Annotated in this window: 19 protein-coding genes and 1 tRNA gene; 11 read left to right on the top strand and 9 right to left on the bottom strand. The window is 60.7% G+C overall.

From position 1 onward, the window contains the following. Nucleotides 1–70: 70 nt before the first annotated feature. A complete protein-coding gene (locus tag C6Y62_RS05830) occupies nucleotides 71–538 on the bottom strand; it encodes a phasin family protein (protein WP_068462668.1) in 468 nt (155 codons plus the stop codon). 390 nt (nucleotides 539–928) lie between these two features. On the opposite strand from C6Y62_RS05830, the gene bcsS reads away from it, so the two are divergent. The 4 genes from bcsS (at nucleotide 929) to C6Y62_RS05810 (ending at nucleotide 6,918) form a co-directional block, all read left to right on the top strand. After that, on the top strand, nucleotides 929–1,648 hold the full coding sequence (gene bcsS, locus C6Y62_RS05825; RefSeq protein ID WP_173953178.1) for a cellulose biosynthesis protein BcsS: 720 nt from the start codon (nucleotides 929–931) through the stop codon (nucleotides 1,646–1,648). A 193-nt stretch (nucleotides 1,649–1,841) separates the two neighbouring features. Next, a complete protein-coding gene (locus C6Y62_RS05820) occupies nucleotides 1,842–2,531 on the top strand; it encodes a TetR/AcrR family transcriptional regulator (RefSeq protein ID WP_173953177.1) in 690 nt (229 codons plus the stop codon). After that, nucleotides 2,528–3,781, top strand: a complete 1,254-nt coding sequence (locus C6Y62_RS05815) for an efflux RND transporter periplasmic adaptor subunit (RefSeq protein ID WP_173953176.1) — start codon at nucleotides 2,528–2,530, stop codon at nucleotides 3,779–3,781. The genes C6Y62_RS05820 and C6Y62_RS05815 overlap by 4 nt, the downstream gene beginning before the upstream one ends. Beyond that, a complete protein-coding gene (locus tag C6Y62_RS05810; protein WP_068462662.1) occupies nucleotides 3,781–6,918 on the top strand; it encodes an efflux RND transporter permease subunit in 3,138 nt (1,045 codons plus the stop codon). The genes C6Y62_RS05815 and C6Y62_RS05810 overlap by 1 nt, the downstream gene beginning before the upstream one ends. A gap of 391 nt (nucleotides 6,919–7,309) precedes the next feature. Here C6Y62_RS05810 and C6Y62_RS05805 read toward each other — a convergent pair whose 3' ends face one another. The 3 genes from C6Y62_RS05805 to C6Y62_RS05795 are packed head-to-tail and all read right to left on the bottom strand — an operon-like array spanning nucleotide 7,310 to nucleotide 10,291. Continuing rightward, nucleotides 7,310–8,416 (bottom strand): HlyD family secretion protein, encoded by a 1,107-nt coding sequence (locus C6Y62_RS05805; RefSeq protein WP_173953175.1) that lies wholly within the window; start codon nucleotides 8,414–8,416, stop codon nucleotides 7,310–7,312. Continuing rightward, entirely contained in the window at nucleotides 8,409–9,167 is a 759-nt protein-coding gene (locus C6Y62_RS05800; protein ID WP_173953174.1) for an ABC transporter ATP-binding protein, read from the bottom strand. Before C6Y62_RS05800 ends, C6Y62_RS05805 begins: the two co-directional genes overlap by 8 nt. Continuing rightward, nucleotides 9,164–10,291 carry an ABC transporter permease gene (locus C6Y62_RS05795; protein WP_068462657.1) on the bottom strand — a complete coding sequence of 376 codons (1,128 nt, stop codon included), beginning with the start codon at nucleotides 10,289–10,291 and terminating at the stop codon, nucleotides 9,164–9,166. Before C6Y62_RS05795 ends, C6Y62_RS05800 begins: the two co-directional genes overlap by 4 nt. Before the next feature lie 343 nt (nucleotides 10,292–10,634). Here C6Y62_RS05795 and C6Y62_RS05790 point away from each other — a divergent pair, with 343 nt between their 5' ends. Then, nucleotides 10,635–11,270: a DUF2147 domain-containing protein gene (locus tag C6Y62_RS05790; RefSeq protein WP_068462655.1), complete on the top strand. Its 636-nt coding sequence runs from the start codon at nucleotides 10,635–10,637 to the stop codon at nucleotides 11,268–11,270. Between the two features lie 244 nt (nucleotides 11,271–11,514). On the opposite strand, the gene C6Y62_RS05785 is transcribed toward C6Y62_RS05790, so the two are convergent. Next, complete coding sequence (locus C6Y62_RS05785) at nucleotides 11,515–12,345, bottom strand: alpha/beta hydrolase (protein ID WP_338074328.1); 831 nt, start codon at nucleotides 12,343–12,345, stop codon at nucleotides 11,515–11,517. A 1,039-nt stretch (nucleotides 12,346–13,384) separates the two neighbouring features. On the opposite strand from C6Y62_RS05785, the gene C6Y62_RS05780 reads away from it, so the two are divergent. From C6Y62_RS05780 to C6Y62_RS05770, 3 genes are all read left to right on the top strand, one after another. Continuing rightward, nucleotides 13,385–15,181 (top strand): hypothetical protein, encoded by a 1,797-nt coding sequence (locus C6Y62_RS05780; protein ID WP_246274405.1) that lies wholly within the window; start codon nucleotides 13,385–13,387, stop codon nucleotides 15,179–15,181. A 206-nt stretch (nucleotides 15,182–15,387) separates the two neighbouring features. Next, the gene (locus C6Y62_RS05775; protein WP_173953172.1) at nucleotides 15,388–15,564 is read left to right on the top strand and encodes a hypothetical protein; all 177 of its coding nucleotides are present in this window, start codon (nucleotides 15,388–15,390) and stop codon (nucleotides 15,562–15,564) included. 8 nt (nucleotides 15,565–15,572) lie between these two features. Continuing rightward, on the top strand, nucleotides 15,573–15,869 hold the full coding sequence (locus tag C6Y62_RS05770; protein WP_173953171.1) for a hypothetical protein: 297 nt from the start codon (nucleotides 15,573–15,575) through the stop codon (nucleotides 15,867–15,869). Between the two features lie 165 nt (nucleotides 15,870–16,034). Here C6Y62_RS05770 and pabB read toward each other — a convergent pair whose 3' ends face one another. Continuing rightward, nucleotides 16,035–17,879 (bottom strand): aminodeoxychorismate synthase component I, encoded by a 1,845-nt coding sequence (pabB, locus tag C6Y62_RS05765; protein ID WP_173953170.1) that lies wholly within the window; start codon nucleotides 17,877–17,879, stop codon nucleotides 16,035–16,037. Continuing rightward, on the bottom strand, nucleotides 17,876–19,363 hold the full coding sequence (locus C6Y62_RS05760; protein WP_173953169.1) for an ArnT family glycosyltransferase: 1,488 nt from the start codon (nucleotides 19,361–19,363) through the stop codon (nucleotides 17,876–17,878). The genes pabB and C6Y62_RS05760 overlap by 4 nt, the downstream gene beginning before the upstream one ends. Nucleotides 19,364–19,785: 422 nt before the next feature. On the opposite strand from C6Y62_RS05760, the gene C6Y62_RS05755 reads away from it, so the two are divergent. From C6Y62_RS05755 to C6Y62_RS05745, 3 genes are all read left to right on the top strand, one after another. Further along, nucleotides 19,786–20,568, top strand: coding sequence for a glycosyltransferase family 2 protein (locus tag C6Y62_RS05755; protein ID WP_173953168.1), 783 nt, complete (start codon nucleotides 19,786–19,788; stop codon nucleotides 20,566–20,568). 130 nt (nucleotides 20,569–20,698) lie between these two features. Further along, nucleotides 20,699–20,971: a lipid-A-disaccharide synthase N-terminal domain-containing protein gene (locus C6Y62_RS05750; RefSeq protein WP_246274480.1), complete on the top strand. Its 273-nt coding sequence runs from the start codon at nucleotides 20,699–20,701 to the stop codon at nucleotides 20,969–20,971. A gap of 340 nt (nucleotides 20,972–21,311) precedes the next feature. Then, nucleotides 21,312–21,388 (top strand) — tRNA-Met (locus C6Y62_RS05745). A 226-nt stretch (nucleotides 21,389–21,614) separates the two neighbouring features. On the opposite strand, the gene C6Y62_RS05740 is transcribed toward C6Y62_RS05745, so the two are convergent. Together C6Y62_RS05740 and C6Y62_RS05735 are read right to left on the bottom strand one after the other, a co-directional pair. Next, nucleotides 21,615–21,950, bottom strand: coding sequence for a DUF3240 family protein (locus C6Y62_RS05740; RefSeq protein ID WP_173953166.1), 336 nt, complete (start codon nucleotides 21,948–21,950; stop codon nucleotides 21,615–21,617). Further along, a complete protein-coding gene (locus C6Y62_RS05735) occupies nucleotides 21,926–25,045 on the bottom strand; it encodes an efflux RND transporter permease subunit (RefSeq protein ID WP_173953165.1) in 3,120 nt (1,039 codons plus the stop codon). The genes C6Y62_RS05740 and C6Y62_RS05735 overlap by 25 nt, the downstream gene beginning before the upstream one ends. Nucleotide 25,046 lies beyond the last annotated feature (1 nt).

Raw genomic sequence — 25,046 nt, 5'->3', positions numbered from 1 at the left:
AACGCCCGCACGAAAGCTGTCGCGCGGGCGTTTGATTTTTTGTCCAGACGCCCTGTCCCGCGCCTCTCCGTCAGGCGGCCTTGCGCTGCTGACGCGGCGTCTCTGAGACCTTTGCAGCGGCTGCGGGCGCAGCAACCTCGGCGCCCGCTTCCAGCTCTGGCTCCGGGAAGGTGATGTAGTCCCTGGCCGTCCGGGCGGCTTCGGCCATTGCAGGCACGATACCCGGCACGGTGCCGAACGCGCGGCCGGCACGGGTTGCGCTCTCGACATAGTCGTCCATCGCCGAACGCCAGTACTGGAGCTGAGCCCCGGCAACGTCCTGAGCCGAACGGCAGTTGGCCAATCTCGTTGGGAAATGCATCGTGGCCTGGGCGCGCCGATTGAAAAAGCCCATCATTTCAAGCTGTGCGCGAGCCATTCCCTTGACGAAGCTGTCATAGGAGCGGCCGACGTTGTCCAATCCATCAAAGTACATCTGAAATCCGGAAAGCGTCGGCGACTTTTCATTCGCGGACGAAGGCGACGCGTGAGCAACCATGGTGACGTCCTCCCTTATGGGACGGGCGCAGATTGCGGCGGGGGAGCCAGACTGACGACCGTCTCCGTCTAGGGTTTTGAACCAACCCGACAAACAAACCCTTAGCAAAACAACCGGGCAATACGTTGACAGTGGTCAAACTATACACAGCCACGAATCAAACTTTTGTGTAGCGCGGCCGCTGTGCCTTTTAAGGCCCACTCGATACCTCAGTTCACGGACGGCGCCACAGACGTGTTGCATGTCGGCATCCAGGATTCTAATCACACCATATAGAACGCGCACGTTGTTCAATTTGTATTGCGTATTGCGATGTTGTGTTGGCGCCATCTTCGTTCGATTGCGTGGCTCGCTCCGAAAGGGCGCGCAGCTGCGTTTGCGCTTTTCGTCATGTCGCTGACTGCCATCTCAGCACCCCATCACAACGCAACCGCCGATGATGCAGCGCCGGCTTACCAGCCCGGCTGGGTGGAAGTCTGGGCCGGTGCCGATGCCGCCAGTCACACCTGGCTGGTGTTTTCCGGCGTAACCGTCTCGCCGTTCAGCAATGTCTATGAGAATGGCCTGCGCCTGCGCGTCTCAGGCGGATACGGCGGCTACGTCTACACCGGCGAACGCCGCTCCGAGCTGCACACCTTCACCGCCCGCACGTCGTACGCCGAGGCTCTGGCTGGCTATCTGATGCGGCTTGGTCCCGTCACTGCCAAAGCCTTTGCAGGCGTCACCGCGATCGAACACGACATTGCACCCTACGACCCCGACAACCCCGTGCAGGGCCAGGAGATCGGGCCGAAGGTTGTGGCGGAGCTGTGGATCAACATGGGGGCCTCAGCCTGGGGGCAGGTCGATGCCTCCTGGACCTCAGCACACAATACATCCGGCGCCCGCGTGCGCACCGGCTATCGTGTGTGGAAAGACACCTCGATCGGCATCGAGGGCGCGTTGCATGCCAACGACATGGGCGAGGATCTGCGCGGCGGCCTGTTCACGCGATTTGCCTGGAATGGCGGCGAGTTTTCAATCGCTGGCGGATATTCCGGACGCTTCCTGGAAGAAGCGAAAGAGCTGAAAGATCCCTACGCGACAGCAACGTTGCTGCTGCAGTTTTAGGCCTCCCCGCCCCCTCAGCCCTCAATCCAACGCCAGATTGAAAGCTCCAGCTGTCCCCCGGGAAACCATCTTTCCGCGATGCAGCATATATGCCTTCACGGCGCCACGATCCCATGCAAACAAAACGATTGTTCGTTTTATGCCCTACCGCTACAAGACACTTGCTTAGGCATCATTTACCGCGGCGCACACCATGCCCAAACTCAAACCGGCCACGCAGGCTGCCCGGCGGGAGCATATCCTCGACGCGGCGGAGCTATGCTTCGCCCGCAGTGGCTTTCACCGCACGACCATGCAGGACATCTGCCGCGAGGCCGCTATCAGCCCCGGCGCGCTGTACGTCTATTTCAGCTCGAAAGAGGATCTGATCGCGGGACTGGTTGAACGCGACCGCGCCGAATTCGCCCAGCGCTTCGCCGCTGTTGCCGATGGCCATGATTTTATCGGTGCGCTCAGCGAGCTCGGCAATCACTACTTCAACGAAGAGCCGGTTCACCGCCGTACGCTCTGCCTGGAGATTGCGCTGGAATCGACCCGCAACGAGCGGGTTGGAGAGATTTATCGCGCCGTTGATCGCGAAGTCTCGCAGAGCTTTGAAACGCTGTTCGCGAAACTCGCCGACGAAGGACGCATCGCGCCCGATCTCGACATTCCGACCGTGGCCAAGGTCTTCTCGCTCATCGGCGACGGGCTTTTCACCCGCCGCGTCGTCGAGCCGGAACTCGACATGGAACCCATCATTGCAGGCGCGCTGAATCTCGTCGGCAAGCTGCTGAATGTCGTGCCGCCCGACCAAGTCCAAGCCCTTTCGAAAAATGCGCCATCCGATGTGGCCGCGCCATCAAGTCAGCCCTCAAAGCCAGCCAAGGCAAAACGCACATGAAGCGAGTTATCAAAACCCTGCTTTTGCTGGCGATCCTGGGGGGCGGAGCATACTTCTTTGCGCCTCAAATCAAGCCATACATCGCACCGCTGCTAGCTGCAGTCACTGGCCAGCAGACACCGATTGAAACGGCGTCGCTTCCCCCCGATGCTGCAAAGCTGACGCCGCCCCCGGCCGTCACGGTCATCAAGGCGCAGCACGCCGACTTCACCGCGATGGTGACGGTTTCCGGCTCGCTGATCCCGCGCGATGAAATTCTCGTCACGCCGGAGGTCGAAGGCTTCCGCGTGCTGCAGCTCAATGTGGACGAAGGCGACCGCGTCAAGCAGGGCGACGTGCTGGCTGTGCTGGTGCAGGAATCTCTCGAAGCGCAGCTGGCGCAGAATGCAGCGTCCCTTGCACGCGCAGAGGCGGCCATTGCCCAGGCCCGCAGCCAGATCGTTGAAGCAACCGCCCGGCGCGAGGAAGCAGAAGCCAATTTCAATCGCGCCAAACCGCTGAAAAACTCCGGGTTCCTTTCAGGCTCAACCTACGACCAGCGCGAAGCGGCAGCCAAAAGCACCGCTGCTCAATTCAAGGCCGCTGAGGACGGATTGCGCGTTGCCGAGGCCGACAAACTTCAAATCGAAGCACAGCGGCGCGAGCTTCAGTGGAAGCACGCGAACACTAAGGTGACATCGCCCGCTGACGGTCTGATCAGCCGCCGCACCGCGCGCATCGGCGGCATGGCAAGCGGCGTCGGCGAACCGATGTTCCGCATCATCTATCGCGGCGAGGTCGAACTGGACGCTGAGGTCATCGAAACCGACATCGGCAAGATAGCCAATGGACAGAAGGCCGTTATCGACGTTGCAGGCGTTGGCCCCGTGCAGGGCACCGTGCGCCTCGTATCACCGGAAGTGGATCGCCAGACACGCCTCGGCCGTGTGCGCGTCTTTCTTGGTGACGACGCACGCCTGCGCATAGGTGCGTTCGCGCGCGGCACCATCACCACCGGTCGCAGCCATGGCATCGCGGTGCCGTCGGCCGCTGTCATCTTCGACCCGTCCGGCGCATACGTTCAGGTCGTGAATGACAACCGTGTCGAGCGCCGCGATGTCAAACCGGGGCTCATTTCCGGCGGCCTGGTGGAAATTCTGGAAGGGGTGGGCGACGGCGACGTCATCGTCGCTCGCGCGGGATCATTCCTGCGGTCGGGCGACCAGGTGCGCCCGGTGCTGCCGGACTCTAAAATCAGCGAGGCGAGATAATGCGCCTTAACATTTCCGCCTGGTCAATCCGCCGTCCCGTTCCGGCAATCGTGCTGTTCTGCGTGCTCACTCTGCTTGGCATCATCAGTTTCATGACGATGCCGGTAACGCGCTTCCCGAACATCGACATCCCGCTGATATCTGTCACGGTTGTGCAGTCGGGCGCCGCTCCGGCCGAGCTTGAAAGTCAGGTCACCAAGGAAGTCGAAGACGCTGTCGCCAACATCACCGGCGTCAAGCACGTGATGTCGACCGTTTCCGATGGCTTGTCGTCAACGGTGATCGAGTTCCGGCTGGAGATAAATCAGGATCGCGCCCTCAACGACGTGAAGGACGCTATCGACAAGATCCGTCTCGATCTGCCGCGCGACATCAACGAACCGATCGTGCAGCGCATCGACGTTGAGGGGCAGTCCATCCTCACGTTCGCGGCCTCTTCGCCCGGCATGACGCTGGAGGCCCTGTCCTGGCACGTCGATGACGTTATCAAGCGCCAGCTGCAGGGGCTCAAGGGCGTCGGCCGCGTTGAGCGCTATGGCGGCGTCGACCGCGAAATCCGCATCCTGCTCGATCCTGATCGCCTGCTCGCGTTTGGCATCACCGCCGCCGAGGTCAACAATCAGGTGCGCGCCACCAACGTCGATCTGGGCGGTGGCCGTGGCGAAATCGGTGGCCAGGAGCAGGCCATCCGTACGCTCGCCGGCGCGCGCAAGGTGGAGGAGCTGGCCGAAACGCAGATCGTGCTTTCGGGCGGGCGGCGCGTGCGGCTTTCCGATCTTGGCCGCGTGATAGACGACGCCAGCGAACAACGCGCATTCGCCCGTCTCGATGGCGAGGCTGTCGTCACCTTCGCGGTGTTCCGATCGAAGGGCGCCAGCGAGCTTTCCGTCGCCGATGTGGTGGCGGCAAAGCTCGACGAGATGCAGAAGGCGAATCCGGAAATTCGCCTCTCCAAGATCGATGATGCTGTCGCCTACACGCGCGGCAATTACAAATCGGCGATGGAAACGCTGATTGAAGGCGCGGTGCTGGCTGTTCTGGTGGTGTTCGTGTTTCTGCGCAATCTGCGCGCCACCATCATCGCAGCAGTTGCGCTGCCGCTATCGGCGATACCGACATTCTGGGCGATGGACATGTTGGGCTTTTCGCTCAACCTCGTCAGCCTGCTCGGCATCACCCTCGTAACCGGCATCCTCGTCGACGACGCCATCGTCGAAATCGAAAACATCGTGCGCCACATGCGCACCGGCAAATCGCCCTACCGCGCCGCTGTGGAAGCCGCCGACGAAATCGGCCTGGCGGTGATCGCGATCTCGCTGACCATCGTCGCGATTTTCTCGCCAGTGTCGTTCATGGGTGGCATCGCGGGGCAATACTTCCGCCAGTTCGGTCTCACCGTCGCCATCGCCGTGCTTATCTCGCTGCTCGTTGCGCGTCTCATAACGCCTATGATGGCCGCCTATTTCATGCGGCCGATCAAAGAAGAGCACGAAGGCAATGGCCCGCTGATGCGCGGCTATGTCGGCTTCCTGCGTGCAACGCTGCGCGTGCGCTATCTCACACTTGTCGTCGGTCTGGGGCTGTTCGTCGGCTCAATTTATGCAACCACGCTGCTGCCCACCGGCTTCATGCCCGACGAAGACACCGCCCGCGTTGTGCTGTCGGTAGAGCTTCCGCCCGGCTCCAAGCTGGAGGACACGCGCGTCACTACCGATCGCATGGTGAAAACACTCGCCAGCATTCCGGAGGTCGACCAGGTATTCGTGCTCGGCGGTGCAACGCCAACCGGCACGCTGGAAGTGCGCGTGGCCTCGCTGTTCGTGCAGCTGGTGCCCAAGACCGAACGCAAGCTGGCGCAGAAGGATGTCAAAAACATCATCTCCGCCAAGCTCGCCGACATCCCGGACGCACGCGCATGGTACGTGAACGAACGCGGCGAACGTGAGCTGTCGTTCTCCATGCTGGCAAAGGACGGAGACGTTCTCAGCGATGCCGTGCACAAGCTGGAAGGCGCACTGCGCAAGGTGCCGGGCTTCAAGAATGTCGCCGCCGATGCAGCGGTCGACAGGCCGGAGCTGCGCGTATCGCCTGATTTCGCAGCCGCTGCGCACCTCGGCGTAGCGCCCAGCCAGATCGCCGAAACGATCCGTGTCGCAACCATCGGCGACGTCGACGCCAATCTGGCGAAATTCAACGCAGGCGATCGCCTCGTTCCCATTCGGGTTCAGATCGAGGAAGACGCGCGCACCGACATACAGCGTCTCAAGAACCTGCGCGTCACCAATGCGGCTGGCACCGCCATACCATTGGCCGCGGTTGCCGATGTTTCATTCAGTCAGGGGCCGAGCTCCATCAAGCGTTACGACCGCGAGCGGCGCGCCGTTATCGGTGTCGATCTGGAATCGACCGGTGCGATGTCGGATGCGCGCGAAACATTCCTCACGGTGTTTGAACAGCAGAAACTGCCAGCCGCTGTGCGGTTGCAGGCATCGGGCGACGCCGAGGTGCAGGATGAAGTTGCAACCGGCTTCATGACCGCCATGGGCACCGGCCTGATGATCGTGTTCGGCGTGTTGGTGCTGCTGTTCGGCAGTGTCGCACAGCCGATCACCATTCTGCTGTCGCTGCCGCTTTCGTTCGGCGGCGTGGTGATAGGACTGCTGGCCACCAACAACTCCATCAGTATGCCGGTCTATATCGGGTTGCTGATGCTGATGGGCATCGTCACCAAGAACGCCATCATGCTTGTTGATTTCGCCCTTGAGGAAATCGCCAGCGGCGTTCCGCGCTTCGATGCTGTCATCGACGCCGGACGCAAGCGGGCGCGACCGATCATCATGACCACGCTGGCGATGGTGGCGGGCATGATCCCCAGCGCGCTGGCGATGGGCGACGGCGGCGAATTCCGCGCTCCGATGGCGATCGCGGTTATCGGCGGCCTGCTGGTGTCAACAGTGCTGTCGCTGGTGTTCGTGCCGTCGTTCTTCACGGTGATGGACGACTTCGGCAGGGGCGTCTGGTGGATCTTCGGCCGCTTTATCGGTCCGACAGACGAGTCGCCCGAATATCTGGCGGCGGAAGCTGCGGCCCGCAAACCGGCGCATGAGAGTGCCCAGCCGCACGCTCCGGCGGAGTGATTGAGTGATACGCAGCAGCATAGCGGCGATCCGAGTCCGCGCCGTCTGAGTATGCGGCGCGGCGAGTAAGCAAATGGCAACGCCGCGATGCTGCCGGACAGGCTCACGCCCGGCCACTTGGTTTGATCCGATGGTGGTTCGGTCCACCTCTCCGCTAATGTAATCATGCGCGCTCGTGTAGCGAGCCAGTCCGGCACAGGATCCCAGCTCGTGCGGCTCGCGACGCCCGCCCGGCTTTTTGCGCTGTGTCTAACCGGACGTTGGGCGCCTTGCCCCGGTATCATTCCCACCCTGCACCGGTCGTCTTTCCCGCCGTCCCCACCGCGCAAAACAAAACGGGCGCACCGTTGCCGATGCGCCCGTCCATGGATTTCCGATTTTACTCGGCTTGTCAGTTCGTCGAAGCCGTGGCGTCGTGCTTGAAGAACACGTCAACGCGCATACCCGTCAGCAGCGGCGGATTGCCGTCGAGGTCGATCAGGACTTCCAGCACTTCAACGTCGTTCGGACGGCGCGGACCGCGTGAAACGATGTTGGGCGGCGAAAGCGACTGGGCGATCGAATCGACCTTGCCTTCAAAATCCTGGTTCGGATAGGCATCGGCGCGGACAACCACGCGCTGCCCCTTGCGGATCTTGGCGGCGTCACGCTCTTCAACCTCAGCCCGCACCTTCATGCTGGTGAGATCGCCGAACACGACCAGCGTATTCTCAGGCGACGGCGCAGCAACTTCGCCTTCCTTCGCGATCACGTTGAGAACCGTGCCGTCGAACGGTGCGCGGATGCGCGTGTGCGAAACGCCAAGCTCAGCAGCATCAACGTCGGTGCGGGAAATCGTGAGTGCCGATTCAAGACGCGTCGGCAAAGGCATCCCGCCCTTGTTGAGAACCGTCGACATCTTGGTCAGCTCGTCGTCGAGCTTCTTTTCGGTGTCGGCCAGCTTCGTGCGCGCGTTGTCGACCGCAGTCTCGGCGCCGTTCTTGGTGCGCGCCTCGATGTAAGCGGCGTCCAGTTCCTGCTGCGCAGCGAATACCGCGCGCTTGGCTTCAGCGACGGCGTCCTCGGCCTTGCGGCGCTCAAGTTGCAGGCCAACGGCCTCTTCCTCGTCGCGCTCGCGCACCCGCACCTGCTCTTCAGCGGTTGCGGCCGTCACCTTGGTCATTGCGTCTTCGTCATCCAGGCGAAGCAGAACGTCGCCAGACTTCACGCTGTCGTTCAGCGCCACAGGAATGGTGACGATGCGACCCGGCGTAGTGGCCGTCACGCGCACTTCACCGCTCTTCGGCTCGACGCGACCGGTTGCCGAGGCTGCCCAGGTCGGGCGCATGGCTGCTGCCGTAACAGCGGCCTTCTTGTTGCTACCGGTTTCCGTGCCCGACGAAGCTACATGCTCGCCGACCGGCGCCCAGCTCACCCTGTTCACGTAGAAGCCGACGGCGACCGCCAAAGCGCCAGCGATCGCAAGCGTGACGACGGTAGAATTGACTTTATTACCCATGGGCCTTCCGTCTCTTTGTAAGATCTGCAATTTCTGGAGCATCAAGGCCGTCCGGCCGGCGCTCCTCACCAACAATTCGCCCGTCTTCAATCCGAACCACACGATCGGCGTAGCTCAATGTGCGCGGATCGTGCGTAACAGCCAGAACGCTACGCTTCTGTTCCTTGGCGATGCGGGCCAGCAGCGCCATCACCGCATGGCCGTTTTCGCCATCAAGCGCTGCGGTCGGTTCGTCCGCCAGCACGATCGATGGCGACGACGCGATAGCGCGCGCCACAGCGACACGCTGCTGCTCACCGCCCGAAAGATTGCCCGGATAGCTGCGCAAACGATGGGCCAGGCCCACATCACGCAGCACTTCCTCACAACGATTGGAAGCGGCGAAGCCTTTCTGTCCGCGCACGTCCAGCGCAATGCGCACGTTCTCAAGCGCGGTCAGCGTTGGAAACAGGTTGTAGGACTGGAAGATGAAGCCCATGTGCTTGCGCCGCAGATCGGCCAGCTCTTCCGAATCCAGATTGCTTGTTTCAGTGCCCGCGACGCGCAGACTGCCGGACGTCGACGACAGGATGCAGCCGAGGATCGAGAGCAATGTTGTTTTGCCCGAACCGGATGGCCCCATCAGCAACGTCAGCTCGCCGGGTACCAGCGCAAGGCTCGCGCCCTTCACGGCACGCACCTTGCCGGCGCCAGAGCCCAGCTCTTTGACGATGTCGATGGCTTCCAGAACAGGCTGCGGCTGATCGATCATTTGTTGAACACCACTGCAGGATCGATTTTTGTAACCTTCATGATCGCGGATAGCGCAGAGATGGCGCACATGCCGACCGTCAGGGTGAAGAGCCAGAATGCCAGCGCCGGCGTCATCACCATCGGCAGCGCCGTATTATGACTTAGCACCAAGATTATCAGCGCTATCGAGATACCAAGGATATAGCCGACAATGGCGCTGATGCCCGCCTGTGCCAGGATAACCTTGTAAATATATCCTGACGATGACCCCAGCGCACGCAGAGTTGCGAACTCGCCAAGATGATCCTTGGTGCTGGAATAAAGCGTCTGCGCAACGATAACCGTACCAACCAGGATACCCAGCAACGCGCCGCCAATCAGCGCAACACCGGCGCCGGTGCGGAACAGCCACTGCTTCAGGCTGCGATCGCGGAACTCTTCCTTGGTCAGAACTTCAGCGCCCTCAAGACGGTTTACAAGATCCTGCTGCACCTGCTTGACGTCAGCGCCAGGCACGGTCTGCACAAGATAGAACGTGGTGCCATCACCATCGCCGAACAGGGCGCGGGCGCGGTTCAGGGTCGTATAGGCATAGGGCGACTGAGTGAACGAGCGAACGCCATCGGTAACGGCCCGAATGCGGACACGGCCATTGGCGATCTGCGCGGTGTCGCCAACGCCCTTGATACCCAGCTCGTTAAAATAGGTGCGGTCCACTGCGATAGCTTCCGGCGCCTTGATGTCTTCCCAGGAGCCTTCGACAAGATCGAACGGCTCCAGCCCGCCATCCTCGGCGTCAGTACCAACAAGCACGACGCGGGTTGAACCGCCCTCAGGCTTACGCCATTCGGCAAAGCGCACGATCAGAGGAATGACAGCCTTCACGCCAGGCGTTGCCAACGCCTGATGCCGCTCCCTTGAGGTCAGCAGCATGCCGCCATCCTCGAAGCTCTTTGCGCCGTAGACGGTGATCCATAGATCCGCGTTCGCATGATCGATATTCGAGGTGATCATTTTGCTGGCACCGAGGTAGAGACCAAGTTGCACCGCCACCAGCACGATCGAAAACAGAATACCAATCAGCGTAACCGCAAGACGAATGCGGTCGTGAAACAGATTACGGAAAGCAAGCGTCAAGATCATAGATCGGTTCCGCAGTGATAAGGATTTCAATTCGCCAATAGCGCTGGCGCCGCGGCACCGCTGCTATCCGACCAACTTGGCCATGAAATGGCAAACCCATGCTTAAGAGTTGCCCAAGTATAACGCTAAAGCGCTCCGTTTAGATACGCGAGTTTCAATTCGCTCACGGGGCGTTAACGCGAATAGGTCAAAAAAGGGTTATGTCGAGCAGTTGGATAAAGATCTTCTCAACCCCATACTACCCGTTGAAAACCCTGGCACACCCGTCATTTGATCGGTTTTCTGCCGCTTTCAAAGCCTAGTTTTCGCTTGCAATGTCTGACACAGGATCGGCGATACCACCATGCGTCATGATCTTCCTGGCTTAACAGCCCTGAAAACACTGGCCGGCGCGTTGGTTATTAGCGTTTTGTTTGGTTGTTTCTCCAGCGTTTCTGCCGCCTCCCCGGAACTCGGGGTCTGGATCAATCACACCGGCCGCGGCGCCGTAGAGATCCGTCCGTGCGCAGAGCAAGGTCCGGCATCGAGAAATCTTTGCGGCTACATCGTCTGGCTCAAAGACCCGGCGAACAAGCGCGGCGAGCCATTGACGGATGGCTACAATCCCGACCCGACGAAACGTAATCGCAGCATTTGCGGTTTGCCCGTGCTCGGCTCGTTGCAGCGTGTCAGCGGCGGCTGGGACAATGGCTGGGTGTACGACCCGGAGCAGGGGGCCTCGTTCGATGCAGCCATAAAGCTGGCCAACCGCGATCGGCTGGTACTTACTGGCTATAAGGGCATCAAGCTGTTCTCAAAGTCGTTTACCTGGAAGCGCGCTCCGGACGATCTGCCCCGCTGCGACGGTGTCCAGCAAGATGCCCGCAAGAAGGCTAGCGCCAAGACGCAAGAAGCGAAGGCTTTGCCCGCCCTCAAGGTGCCGCGGCCAGTTCCAGCGGTGCGGCCCAAGCCGATTGAGCAATCGAAGGCACTCGACTGACCGCTTCACTAACTGGTGGTCAGTCCGGGCTCGGGCGTTGGAGATGGATAAGCTGATCTCTCACGGGGCAGCGCGGGCGGCGTAGACGTTGCGGCTCGTTCCGCACATCAGAACGTGCGGTTTTCACTAGTACGGCCAAACAACAAAAAGCCCGGCTCCAAGGCCGGGCTTTTTGTTTATCGATTTGATCTGAGAGCGAGGGGCACAATCCTCCATGCCCGCTCCGCTCATGCTCCACCCTTAATCAGGGAGTAGCGCCACGCCCTTCGCCACGATTGGCGGAGGAAATGATCGCTTCCTCAGCCCGCAGCTTCTCGAACCGTGCGGTGAGACGGGTCGCGAATTCCTTGACGCGCTCCATCACGATCGGGCGCTGACGGTCCAGCGTCACCATGTGATAGCAGTCATCAAGCACGCAGGTCTCAACGATCCCGGAAAGCTTGCGCTGCAGAACCATGGCGTTGACCAGATCACTCTGATCGTCGTGACGCGGGTGGAACATCAGCGTGTGCTGCGTGATCTGGCCAAGCAGCGGCTTGACGTTGTTCACCAGTCGGCGGAACTCATAGATCAGTCCACCGCCGCGGGCGAACAGATCCGGCATCGTGCTGGACTCGCTGTTCACGCTGTCGAGGATGAAGTTGCGCAGGCGCTCATCCTTGATGCCGTGCGGGTTACGGGCCTGGAACTTGAACAGGCGCGCCGTCCACTTCTGCTGCACGAGGCTGAAAAAGCGGAAATACCACGGGATCGCCCAGCCATTAGGCTTCAGCGTGGGCGAGAACAGCATGAGGCCATGGACCTTCTCAGGCCGCGTAGCCGCCAGGCGCAGGGCCAGCATACTGCCGGCCGAGATGCCGCCTACAATAACGGCGTCACACTGCTCGGTCAGATCGTTGTGCGCCTGCTCAAGCGCGCCATACCAGTCACGCCAGGTCGAAAGGCCCGAGACGTCCGTCCCGCCGGCAAGACCTGGAATGAGTGGGCAATATACGGTGTAGCCAAGTTGGCCCAGCGTGTGTGCAACGAACTTCAGCTCAAGCGGGGAACCACCCAGGCTGTGCACCAAAAGCACGCCGTTACGCCCCCCCGGGACGAAAATGCTACCCCAAGCCGCTTTCATTTTTTCGCTGTTTTGCATCTTGGTAACTGAACTCGCTCGCTTACTAGACGAAGCCAAAAGAACCCCATCCGGCTCCGGTAGACCGCGGGAGACTCAGTCCGCGATGACCGGAGATTGTCGCTGAAACTCTCTCTATTTCGTTTCCTTGATAGAGAGCGGTTGCCGAACAATTGCTAGTTTAGTGCAGACGTCCCTCTGAAAATGATCAGCCGCTGCACCGGGTAAGGCCCCGCACCCGTATAGTACGAGAGGGGTCGAACCCCCTCACTGAACGGATCAGCCTTGAAGTGCGACTGGTCACCTTGCCGCAGCCACTCAAAGCCAGGAACCGACATTTCCCTCCGAACTAACCTCCCCCGAGCCACTTGGTGTGGCCTTCCCGCATAAGGGCAAGGGAAGGTGCAAATCCACCTGAGGCGAAAGAATGACGAGAACGAGGCCATTCTCCTGCCACCTGAACGGGAATTGAGAGTAACTATTTTCCCGCCCAGAAATCCGATGCGACTGCCCAGCTTCATTGGTAAACGCCTTAAAACAATAACATTTCTCAATTGGTCGATTAGTCAGGACTGTAATTGAGGGTTAAAAAGCCTGCGGTTCCCTCGGGAACACCACTGCTAATACCTCAACTCAGTGTTGTACAGTCGCCACATATAAGTCGATATTCCGGCTCGATTTTTTCTGGGGCCGCCACCGCGCGATCGGCCCAATGAAGCATCTCGGTCACAAGCCGCAGTGTCTCAAATCGTATAAATTTGAAAGAATTTGTGATGCCCGAAGCGCCCCTCCGGGAGGGCATTTCGCCCGGCTCGGGCCATCCGCGAGGGTGAGCTCAAACTGATAAGGGCGCAGGTCGAACAAATGCGATTCCGCCGCGCCACGCTGCGAGCGCAATCGACACACCTTATAAGTAAGGTGCATATATAATTAAGCCTCGCACCGGATCGCACCGCGGATGGGCTGCGATCGCAGACCGAAGGAATGACCCGCGTTGCTCGCCCACGCTCGCCGCCCCCTCTCGCTGCTCCTCGCCATTGCCATCGCCGCTGGACCGGTCGCTCCGGCATTTGCCGATCCGCTTTCCCGCGCTGAATATGAGGCCTGCCAGGCCCAGGACGAGGCGGCCTTCCGCAAGACTATTCAGGGCATTTCAGTGCGGGCGCTAAAGGCCGGCATCGCCGGCGTCGATTATCACGCAGCGGTGCGGGATCAATGGCGCCGCATCGGCATGGACGGCATCATTGATACCAGGGTCGACCTCGCGGTCGAGGAAGTGCGCCAGCAGACGAGCTGGGCCAATCTTCTCCAGTCACTGGCCAACCAGCAGAAAGCCCAGGAGCTGGCCACCGCTGTGGCTGAACGGGTTTATCGCTCCGACGCCATGAAGGGCGCGCTTGAGCAGCTCGCGGTGGGCGTCGGCAACGAAATTGGCCGCCAGATGGAATTTGCCAGCGAAGACGCGACCGAGCCGGCACTGGCCTGTCTGAAAGCCTTCGTTGGCGCCCGCTATGGCGAGACCGCCGCCCGCGCGGTCGTGGGCGATGCCGGGCAAGGCATCACGGTCGACCCCGGCAAAGGCGCAGCTGACATCTCCGCCGGGTCCGTACTGAAAGAGAACAGCGGCGGCATCGCCGGCGCGGCTGTGCTGCTGATGCGGCGCCAGCTTGCTAACATGGCCGGCCGCGTCGGACAGCGCATCGTCGGCGCCGTGCTGGCGCGCCTCGTTGCGGTGGTGGCCGGCGGCGTCGGGCTGGTGCTGGTGGCGAAGGACATCTGGGATCTGCGCAACGGCGTGCTGCCGATCATCGCCACCGAGATGAAATCACCCGACATCAAAGCCAAGGTGCAGGAAGCTCTGGCGGATTCGTTCTCGGAGCAGATTTCCATCCACGTGCAGGAAATCGGTGCGGCGACCGCGGATCGCATCATTGAAATCTGGCGCGACTTCCGCAACGCCCATGCCGAAGCCCTCAACCTGGCTGAACGCAATCCGCAGTTCCGCACATTCCTGGACTCTGTGCCGCCGGCTCGGATGGCGCGCCTTGACGAAGTAATCGCATTGACCCTTGCGGCCGAAGGCGAGAGCGGCCTGTTGCACCGCCTCGATGACGGCACCCTTGCAACGGCCGTTAAGTCCCTGCCCGATCCGGCTATGGAAATCGCCCGGCAGGTGCGCTCGATCGATGCCGGATTGAAATGGTCGGTGCTGGCGGGCGACCAGCTGCCGAAGGTCATTGCTCTCAGCCTCTATCGCCGCACCACGCCCGATCAGATCAGCCAGCCCGACCTGCGCCGTCTGTTGTCACTGAACGATCAACTGGCGATCGTCCGCCTGGCGGGCATCGGGCAGGCCGACAGGGACACCCTGCTGCAGCTCAACGACACCGAGCTGACCAATCTTGCGCGTGGCCTGACCGAGCATGAGCTCACCAGCCTCTCGCATTACCTGAACGGACTGAAGGACGCACCGCGCGCGCGGGTGTTGCGCACCGTTGCCGCAGACCCGACCAAAATCCATGCGCTTGCATCGGAGCGCGTGCGCACCGCCATCATCTCCAGCGCCGATCAATCCGCTGCCGTCGAGATGATGTTGCGGACCAACGCCATCCTGGACGTCGATGCCATCAGCAACGATGTGCGGATGACCCTGGACGGGCGTACACGTCCGATCCTGCTATGGGAAAAGCATCCCGCTATTGTCGCAGCCTTCGGCTTTCTGCTGCTGGTTCTGTTGCTGTTGTTGCGGCGCCTGTTCTTTGCACGCCCGCGCAAAAGCGCCGCAGCTTAAGGGTGGCTTGCGGGTTCGGTGGAGCATCATCAGGCCACACCGATTACCTAGGTTTTTAGACAATCCCCAACGATCCCCAGACTTGTTCAGCGCTCGGTGTCAGACCGAGTTGCGCCTGCTATAAGCCGACAGGGGCTCACGAATCGTCGTCGGGTCGCACAGCGATCCGCGCTGACATGCATCAAAGAAACCGAGGGGACTTCAATATGGGACTGAAAGCGCCAGGCATTCTGACGTTCATGCTTTCCGTTATTCTCACCGTGACTGTGCTCATCATAAAGTTCTTCGGAGCCGACATTCCGTTCATCACCGGTAACGAGTTCTGGGCGCTGCTGTTTGCACAGTTCATGCTGATTTTGGGCTGCATTATGCGGGGCCTTTAGAACCGTTCTTGCGGGCGCTTAGAACGTTTCTGACGTGCGCTGATTTTCTGGTCATTTCTGTCGCGCGGCACTCAGCGCTCTGGCTTGCCGACCAGGGATCGCAGAACACTGCGGGCATGAAATGGAACCTCAGCCAACTCGATCCATACGCTGACCGTATGCGTCGATCATCGCGCGAGATTGTTGTCGCCGCCGTGCTAACGGTAGCGGCGTGTGCATTTCTACTCGTTGCGATGGTCAGCGGTTCGGCTATCAGCGAAACCAAGGTCGGCGTCATTACAGCTGACCGTTCGGTTGTGAAGTAGAGAAGAATTACGTCGCCGCGCGCCCCCTAACGTGCGGCGATGACCAGATCTAAATCGAAGAAATTTTTATCAATCGAGCGCCCACAAACGTGAGCGCTCGATTGTTTTATATCTACGGTAGCTAATCAGATTGTACGGCGATACGCACACGCCGAGCAGGGTTCGCTAGACGCGAACAGCGCGCAAAAGTCCGCGCACGGAATTTCCGAGGTAGACGGCATCAGCGGTTTCAAGATCGGCGAGCGTCAGCACCGCTTCGCGCGCCTTACCCGCAGCAAGCAATTCGGCGCGCAGAGTGCCTGGCAGCAATCCGGCGCTGAGCGGCGGCGTAAGCAACGTGCCATCACGCTCGATGAACACGCTCATGCGGCTGCCTTCCGCGATCTCACCGCGCTCGTTGAGGTAGATCACCTCGTCGGTGCCGAGCTTGTCGGCGTATTCCTGCCATTCGCGATCATACAGCTCACGCCGCGTTGTCTTATGGAACAGGAACAGGTCGTTGCTGTCGACGCGTGATGACGATACGGCAAAACGCATAGTCGCATCCGGGGCAGCAGCGGCGAGTGGCGTCGTCGTGACCGACACTTCACCATCTTCCGTCAGCAGCAGGCGCACACGCAGGCGCTTGTCGCTTCCGGCATCCTCGACGGCGCGATCGAGAGCTTCACGCGCCGCAGCTTCATCGTGCACGTACGCGAAATAGCTGGCCGACTTCGCAAGCCGCTCCAGATGCCGCTCCAGCAGCACGAAGCCGCCTTCTGCGGGATCGTACAGCAGCGTTTCAATCAGCTCGAAGCGCTTCACCGGGTCGGTGAGGAACTTCATCTTCAGCAGGCACTCGGCGTATTCCTTCGGCCCCTGGGAATCGTACACGACGCCGGAGCCAATACCCATCTCGCCATCCGCATTGCGGAAGATGACAGCGGTGCGGATCGCCACGTTGAACAGCGACCGGCCTTCCGGCGAGATATAACCGATGGCGCCGCAGTAGACGCCGCGCGGCTCGGTTTCCAGCTCGCGGATCAGCTCCATGGCGCGGATCTTGGGCGCACCTATCACCGATCCCGGCGGGAAGATGCCGCGCATCAGTGCGTTGATGTCGATGCCTTCCTGCAAGGTTGCGCGCACGCCCGACGTCATCTGGTGCAGCGTCTTGTAGGTTTCGACGGTGAAGAGGTCCGTCACCTCGACGCTGCCGACTTCAGCGATGCGACCGATGTCGTTGCGCATCAGATCGACGATCATCAGGTTTTCGGCCCGCTGTTTCACATCGCCTGCAAGCTGCAGCTTGGCCTGTGCGTCGGCTTCTTCCGTTCCGGCGCGCGGTGCGGTGCCCTTCATGGGCCGCGTGAATACTGTGCGCCCTTCCTGCTCGATGAACAGTTCCGGCGAAGCCGAGAGCACCGTCATTTCGCCGGTGTCGACAATGCCGCCATAGGCAACGCGCTGCTTCTGGCGCAGATCGAGGAAGAACGTCAACGGCGAGCCGGAGAGCTTGAAGCGCGCCTTGAACGTGAGATTGAGCTGATAGATATCGCCAGCGCGGATCTTCTCGATCACCTGATCGAAACGCTCAACATATTGCTGCTCGTTCCACGCCAGCTTCACATCATCGAAGTGGAATGACCCTGAACGCGTATGCGTCGCCAGCCAATGCTCAACCTCGGCGCTGGTCATCTGCTGTGGCGCCCGGTAAAGGCCGATCCAAAGCAGCGGAACGTTGCGCTGCTGCGGCATCAGCGGCGCAAGCTTGGGCTCCAATGCGTAGCCAAGCTCGTAGGCAAAAAAACCGGCCGCATGCAGGCCACTGGCAACGCCCGCTTCAATCCGCGCCAACGCAGCCGGAACTTCCTCCGGTGTCGACGCCGAGATGATATCGAGCGGCTCCGAGAACAGCAGCGACGGCGGCCCTGATCCGGAATTGTTATCCAGCAATACGAACGTTTGCGAGAGTGCCGCGGCCTCCTCAGTGGGTTGGCCTTGGCCGCTGCGCGGCTTTTGCGCTGTCATTCGCCTTTGTATCCTGCGAGCGAATAGAAGGACACTCGCCTTTGAGCGTTTTCACCGGCCGGGAGCGTGCGATCGGCAATCTTCTCCACGCTGGTGAAGGAGTCGGCAACCGCGCCTGGCGTTTCACCGATACGCACTAACAGCACTGGCGCCGGTGTTGAGGCGGTGAAAGGCCGCGTCATCTCGAAATGGTCGTGCGGCGCACCGACGCGCCAGGCGAGAATCGGGGTTGGTTCATCGCGCATATAATAGAGCAGTTCGGCGGTCATGGCGCGGTCGTCGCTCAACACTGCGGCAAACGGCTTGCCCGCGCCAGCGGCGATGGCCAGCTCGGCTTGAGTTGCCTCCGCCACTTGCCGCCAGCCGAGCGTGCGCGCAAACGGATCGGTCTTCAATGGCAGCGCCACCCGCCCCGCCGTCACAGTGCCGACTGCCAGCAGCAACAGCACGGCGATGTTGATCGCGAACGAGGCCTTCAGCCAGCCCCACGCGCCATCGCGCACCATCGTTGCGATCACCAGCACGGTTGCCGCGACATAGGCCGGAGCCGCCCAGTTCGCATGCGCCCGCGACAGAAACGCCTGCAGCACGATGAAACCGATGATCGGCAGAGAGAACGACAGCAACAGGCGCTCGCGGTCGCCGGCGCCCTTGCGCGCTCGCCATGCAATCACAAGCAGCGAACCGAACAGGATCGGACCAAACACACCGAACTGGGCACCGAAGAACTCCAGCGCCTTGTTCGGATGCAGCATCGAGCCGCCCCAATTCGCATTGTCGGCGGTATGCGAAAATGTTGCGAAGCTGTTGGAGTAATTCCACAACAGGTTGGGCGCGATCATCGTCGCGCCAATCACTAGCGCCAGATACAGCCGCCAGTCTCGCAGAAGGCCGCGCTTTTCAGACGAAAACAGCAAATAGACGGCGATACATACGACGAACCAGATCATCGCGTATTTGGCGTTGAGGCCGGCCCCGAACGCCACACCCATCAGCACGGCGGGCCATAACCGGTCACTGGTGAGGAGCAGCAAGAAGCCCACGAGCGCCAACGCCCAGCACAGCAGCAATGGCACGTCGGTTGAGATGATACCGGCCGAAAGCGACACACCCGGCAGCGTGGCAAATGCCAATGCCGACAGCGCGCCGACGCGGGCATCATACAGCTGGCGGCCCAGCCAGAAGATCGCGAACGCCGTCGCCGTGTGCAGCAATGGAGACGGCAGCCGCACGCAGGCCTCGCCGTTGCCACAGGCGGTGGTCGCCGCGCCGATGATCCACGCAATCAGCGGCGGCTTTGAGTAGTAGCCCAGCGCCGGAACCTCACTCCAAGCCCAGTACTGAGCCTCATCGAAGAAGAGATCGGTGGCGTTGGCATAGAGCGCGGTGAGCCTCATCGCCAGCAGCGCAGCCAGTCCGACCAGAAGAACGGCGAACCAATTGGTGTCGCGCTGTTGAGTGAGGTGACCGGAGGTGGCTGGCATTGGCACTCTGATTTTGTCTTACCGAGAATGGGATGGCGCAGCGAATCGGCCCGAGGACGTCAATCGATAGCCACCACGAGGGAGGGCCACCATAGTAAAAGCCGCATCCCGTGCCCCCATTTAACGGCTTCAGGCATCCGCGTGAAGCTTGGGCACTGTTGTCCTTGCCCCATCACTGCGGGTCAACCGGTTCCGGGATCGCCGGTTTGCAGCGGACTCACCCGGCGCAGGCTTTTTTGTGGATCAATCGCGGCCGACCGGCCTTTGGACGCCACCCACAGCATTGATTTTACTGACATTACGCCGCTTGAGGGCACTGCTATTTACTAGCTTGGTACAGCGCGAATAAGACTGGTATCGTCGTCGACGCGTAAGGGCTATTGAGGGGTGTCGCGGCGAGTCCTGCGGGATAGGGGAGCTTGATGCGCGTCACCATTGTAATTCCGGCCCTCAATGAAGCTGGCAACATCAGCCGCCTCATTGAAGAGTCATATGCAGCCGTTCCGGTTGCAAATCTCGCTGAGCTGATCGTCATCGACGACGCCAGTGACGACACCACGCCCGACGAAATCAAAGCGCTTATCGATTCTGGCCGCTTTCCCGGCTTGCGATATCTGCGTCATGATCGGCGCAGCGGCCAGAGCACGGCGCTGCGTACAGGCGTTTGGGCGGCTACCAGCCCGATCATCGCCACCATGGATGGCGACGGACAGAATGACCCGCGGGATATTCCGCGTCTGCTGGAACTGCTGGGCCAGCCGGGCAGCGACGGCGTCGCGCTGGTGGGCGGCATCCGCACCAAGCGGCAGGACACTGGCTCGAAGCGATGGGCTTCAAAGGCCGCCAATTTTATTCGCGATTCAGTGCTGAAGGATGACTGCCCGGACACCGGCTGCGGCATCAAGGTTTACTGGCGCGAGGCGTTCTTGCGACTGCCATTTTTCACCAGTATGCATCGCTACCTTCCGGCGCTGTTTCAGACCTACGGCTGCAAGGTGGCCTATTTGCCGGTTAACGATCGGCATCGGCAGGCTGGCGTTTCGAAGTACAACAATCTCAATCGCGCGCTTGTTGGCATCTATGATCTTGTCGGCGTCTCCTGGCTGCGCAAGCGCACAAAAGTGCCGCAAATCGTTGATCAGCATCCTGATGGTGCGCCGTCAGTCAAACCTGATGTGCGGCTCCATGACAAAACCACCGTTTAGTGCAATCCAGCCTTTGATGGCGTCAGAGCAGTAGATTCCGATGGAGCATCTCCACACCGCCTTGACGGCATTGGCCGATTGGTGGGGCAAAACCCCTACGTACGAGATCGTCTGGCTCGGCATCGGCTTCATGGCGCAGCTGATGTTCTCGATGCGATTCATTGTGCAGTGGATCGCCAGCGAGCGCGCCCGGCGTTCAATCGTGCCGGAAACTTTCTGGTACTTCAGCCTCGTCGGCGGCGCGATGTTGCTGGCTTACGCGATCTACCGTCTCGACCCGGTATTCATCATGGGGCAGGCGATGGGCCTCATAATCTACAGCCGCAACATCTATTTCATCCGCTCCAGCCACAAGGAAGAGGCCGCAGCCAGCGGCGAGCCGGCAGCGCACTCGGCGCAATAGAGCCTTTGCCATTCCGTGGCGGTTTGATGGGCGCGCGACAGCATTGCTGTCGCCGCTTGCCCGGCCCGCCTGCTCGGCCACCGAGGGCGCTGAAATGCGATCAAGCTCGGCCGGTAACACAGTTGGAGCGCAGCCGGAAATTTCGTCGCACCGAGCTAAAACGTCTTTGTTCGACAAAGTTTTGCACAATCGCAGATAGGGCTTCACAGCCGTCAAAAACATGCTATAAGCCCCACATCGAAGCCGCTCGGTGACGGGCGGCTTTTGTTGTCGGCGCAGAAATGCGGCGAACACTTCTGAGAAAAACGCTGCTCGATTTTTTCAGAAGTCCGGTCGGTGACGCGGGGTGGAGCAGCCCGGTAGCTCGTCAGGCTCATAACCTGAAGGTCGTAGGTTCAAATCCTGCCCCCGCAACCAACAAAAAGCCCGCCTAAGCGAAAGCTTGGCGGGCTTTTGGTTTTCTAGGCATCGGACATAGCCAGTAACGTGGCTAGTTGTCCGTGCACCGAGACCGTTACAGCGCCGCCGCCACGGGCGTCGGTTGGCTCGCCGTCAGGCGCCACCACAACCCTCTCAATCAGACTTCCAGAGAATGCACAGAACAACTCATTCTCCGGCGGCGCGTTCATACGCTTCTAGCTGATCAGCCCCCAGAAGAAGCGGCAACGGGCGCCAGGCGGCCGAATGCGTCGACAGGCTCAACCCAATACACAAGATCTGCAATCGCGGCCTTTACCCGGATCTCATCGAGAAGCGACGCAACGCGGGCGCGCGGCAAGACTACAATCAGCATTCCGCGCGCAATGCGTCCGCGCACACGTTCGCGCATCGTGGCATGGCTGAACGAATGGCCGTGTCCTTCGGCTTCAAACGTCGTGAAGCCCTGCAGCGGTGGCTCCGCATTCAACATCACTTCAACGATGTGGGCCTCTGACGCAGGCGGATAAACCAGCGTCAGCTTGCAAACGGGTTGGTCCATGCGAGGCTCCGTGTGTCGGTGTGAGCACCAGCGCGGGCAACGCCGAAGCGGCGGAATAGGATCGGCAGCAGGATCAGCGTCAGTGTGGTGGAAGTGATGAGGCCGCCGATGACGACGATTGCCAGCGGCTTCTGGATTTCCGAACCCGGACCGCTCGCGAACAGCAGCGGCACCAACCCGAACGCAGCGATGCTGGCTGTCATCAACACTGGCCGCAGGCGCCGCATCGAACCTTCAAACACAACCTTGTCGAGCGACATGCCACTGGCAAGAAGCTGATTGAAGTAACTGACGAGCACGAGGCCGTTCAGCACGGCGATGCCAAGCAGGGCGATGAAGCCGACGGAAGCGGGCACCGACAGATACTCACCGGACACCCACAACGCGAGCACACCGCCGATCAGCGCAAACGGAATGTTGGCGAGGATCAACACCGCCTGCCGCACCGAGCGCAGGGTTGCAAATAGCACGACGAAAATCAGCGCCAGCGCAATAGGAACCACGACAGCGAGGCGCGTTGCGGCGCGGCGCTGGTTCTCGAACTCGCCGCCCCACACGAGGCGATAGCCGGGAGGAAGCTTGACCGCAGCATCCACGGCCCGTTGTGCATCCTCGACGAACCCGACGAGATCGCGCCCGGAAACATAGGCCTGCACGATAGCGAAACGCGACGCGTTCTCGCGATCGACCTTCACCAGACCGGCGGTGCGCTTCAATTGTGCAACGTCGCCGATGCGGACCAGGCCACCGTCACCGGCGACAAGCTGGCTCTGGATGAAAAGCTCGGGCGCCTCACGCAGGGTTTCAGGCCCACGGATGATGATGCCGGTGCGCTTTTCGCCTTCGGAAACGATACCCGCCGGTGCACCTTCCAGCAGCGCGCGCAACTCATCCTGAATGCGGGTGACTGAAAGCCCCGTACGTCCAGCGGTCAGGCGGTCCATGTCGATCTGCAGATAATCGACGGTATCGTTGGATGCCGTGAAGACTTCCGCAGCGCCGCGCACGCCCGCGATCGCCTGCTGAATTTGTCCCGCCAGTGATGCAAGCTCGTTCAGATCAGAACCAAAAATCTTGACCGCGAGATCGCCGCGCGCGCCCGTCAGCATTTCGGAGGTGCGCATCTCGATGGGCTGCGTGAAGGAAAACTCGACACCGGGCATATCCGCCATTGCGTCGCGCAGTTGTTGCAGCAGCCAATCCTTATCCGGAACGCGCCACTCCTCCTTGGGCTTCAGCACAAGAAACGCGTCAGAATCGTTGGGGCTCATCGGATCGAGGCCAAGCTCGTCGGTGCCAACACGCGCGACGATTTCCTGAACCTCCGGTACACGCTGCATCAGCAGACGCTGAATGCGCACGTCGCCATCGATGGAGCTGTCGAGGTTGATCGAAGGCAGCTTCGTAGTCTGCATAATGACGGAGCCCTCGTCCATCGTTGGCATGAACGCCTTGCCGACGGCCTGATACCCCATGACCATGGCTGCAATGCCGGCGGCTGCGCTGATGAAAACCGGCAGCGGATGCGCAAGGCAGAAGCGCAGCAGCGGGCGATATCCGGCTTCGATGATGCGCATCAGGATTGGATTTTTGTGCGCCTTGCCGCGCAAAACCATCGAAGATAGCGCGGGTATCAACGTCAACGACAGCAGCAGTGAAGCCGATAGCGCCAGCACGATGGTGATTGCAACCGGCGCAAACAGCTTGCCTTCAAGCCCTTCGAGCGACAGCAGTGGCAGGAAGACGAGACAGATGATGAGAATGCCGGAAGCAACCGGCGTGACGACTTCTGACGCCGCGACATAGATGTGATGCAATGCAGGAACACGCTCGTCCCCCGCATGATGATTGAGCCGGTCAACGGCGTTTTCCACCACCACAACTGCGGCATCGACAATCAGGCCAATGGCGATTGCGAGGCCGCCAAGACTCATCAGATTGGCGGACATTCCCAGCAGCTTCATCATCAGGAATGTCATCAGCGCTGCCATCGGCAGCGTTACAGCGACGACGATAGATGCACGAAAATCGCCGAGAAACAGAATGAGCAGAATGACGACGAGCACCGTGGCTTCAATCAGCGCTTTCGAAACCGTTCCGATGGCGCGCTGAATGAGATCCGAGCGGTCGTAGAACGTATGCAGCTCCACCCCCGGCGGCAGCCCCGGCTTGAGCGCTTCGAGCTGCTCGCGAACATTCTCGACAATCGCGCTGGCATCGGCGCCACGTAGCGACAGCACGAGACCTTGAACAGCTTCGCCCTTGCCATCCTTGGTGACAGCGCCGTAGCGCGTGACATTGCCGATGCCGACCGTAGCCACATCCTGCAACCGCAGCACCTTGCCGCCTTCTGCGCGCAGAACGATCTGCTCCAGATCCGCAGGCGTCTTGATCGCGCCCTCGGCACGTACCACCAATGCCTTCTCGCCATCGGAGAGACGCCCGGCGCCGTCGTTGCGGTTGGTTGCCGCTATGGCATCCTTGATATCGGATAGCGATACACCGGCGGCTGCCAACGCCGCGCTGTCCGGGATCACCTCGAACGCGCGCACCATGCCGCCCAGCACGTTGACATCAGCCACACCCGGAATGGTGCGCAGGGCCGGGCGTATCGTCCAATCCAGCAGCGTGCGCCGCTGTTCTAATGTCAGGTCGCCACCTTCGATGGTGAACATGAAGACGTCCGACAGCGGCGTCGAAATCGGCGCCAGCCCGCCGCTGGCGTTTTCAGGCAGTGCTTCGCTGGCGTCGGAAAGGCGCTCGGCTACCTGCTGACGCGCCCAGTAAATGTCCGTGCCGTCATCGAAGTTCAGCGTTATGTCGGCGATTGCATACTTGGCTGACGAGCGCAGTATCGACAGATGCGGGATGCCAAGCAGCTCCAGCTCGATCGGCGTTATAACGCGCGTCTCGACTTCCTCCGGCGTCATGCCGGGCGCCTTCATGATGATCTTCACCTGTACCGATGAGATATCGGGGAAGGCGTCAATCGGAATGCGCAGGAATGCCCAGGCGCCAGCCACCATGACCAGCAGCGAAGCAAACAGAACGAAAGCGCGCTGCGTCAGCGCAAACTCAACGAACCGGCGCAGCATG

It is taken from the genome of Hyphomicrobium sulfonivorans, assembly GCF_013306565.1.
In the GTDB taxonomy this organism is placed as follows: domain Bacteria; phylum Pseudomonadota; class Alphaproteobacteria; order Rhizobiales; family Hyphomicrobiaceae; genus Hyphomicrobium_A; species Hyphomicrobium_A sulfonivorans.
The sequence above is the reverse complement of the archived record's forward strand: the minus strand, read 5'-3'. Positions and strand labels throughout refer to the sequence as shown.

Excerpts from the sequence above, each read along its gene's own strand:
- C6Y62_RS05830 (WP_068462668.1), bottom strand. The coding sequence starts at position 538 with ATGGTTGCTCACGCGTCGCCTTCGTCCGCGAATGAAAAGTCGCCGACG.
- bcsS (WP_173953178.1), top strand. The coding sequence starts at position 929 with ATGTCGCTGACTGCCATCTCAGCACCCCATCACAACGCAACCGCCGAT.
- C6Y62_RS05820 (WP_173953177.1), top strand. The coding sequence starts at position 1,842 with ATGCCCAAACTCAAACCGGCCACGCAGGCTGCCCGGCGGGAGCATATC.
- C6Y62_RS05815 (WP_173953176.1), top strand. The coding sequence starts at position 2,528 with ATGAAGCGAGTTATCAAAACCCTGCTTTTGCTGGCGATCCTGGGGGGC.
- C6Y62_RS05810 (WP_068462662.1), top strand. The coding sequence starts at position 3,781 with ATGCGCCTTAACATTTCCGCCTGGTCAATCCGCCGTCCCGTTCCGGCA.
- C6Y62_RS05805 (WP_173953175.1), bottom strand. The coding sequence starts at position 8,416 with ATGGGTAATAAAGTCAATTCTACCGTCGTCACGCTTGCGATCGCTGGC.
- C6Y62_RS05800 (WP_173953174.1), bottom strand. The coding sequence starts at position 9,167 with ATGATCGATCAGCCGCAGCCTGTTCTGGAAGCCATCGACATCGTCAAA.
- C6Y62_RS05795 (WP_068462657.1), bottom strand. The coding sequence starts at position 10,291 with ATGATCTTGACGCTTGCTTTCCGTAATCTGTTTCACGACCGCATTCGT.
- C6Y62_RS05790 (WP_068462655.1), top strand. The coding sequence starts at position 10,635 with ATGCGTCATGATCTTCCTGGCTTAACAGCCCTGAAAACACTGGCCGGC.
- C6Y62_RS05775 (WP_173953172.1), top strand. The coding sequence starts at position 15,388 with ATGGGACTGAAAGCGCCAGGCATTCTGACGTTCATGCTTTCCGTTATT.
- pabB (WP_173953170.1), bottom strand. The coding sequence starts at position 17,879 with ATGACAGCGCAAAAGCCGCGCAGCGGCCAAGGCCAACCCACTGAGGAG.
- C6Y62_RS05760 (WP_173953169.1), bottom strand. The coding sequence starts at position 19,363 with ATGCCAGCCACCTCCGGTCACCTCACTCAACAGCGCGACACCAATTGG.
- C6Y62_RS05755 (WP_173953168.1), top strand. The coding sequence starts at position 19,786 with ATGCGCGTCACCATTGTAATTCCGGCCCTCAATGAAGCTGGCAACATC.
- C6Y62_RS05750 (WP_246274480.1), top strand. The coding sequence starts at position 20,699 with ATGGCGCAGCTGATGTTCTCGATGCGATTCATTGTGCAGTGGATCGCC.
- C6Y62_RS05740 (WP_173953166.1), bottom strand. The coding sequence starts at position 21,950 with ATGGACCAACCCGTTTGCAAGCTGACGCTGGTTTATCCGCCTGCGTCA.
- C6Y62_RS05735 (WP_173953165.1), bottom strand. The coding sequence starts at position 25,045 with ATGCTGCGCCGGTTCGTTGAGTTTGCGCTGACGCAGCGCGCTTTCGTT.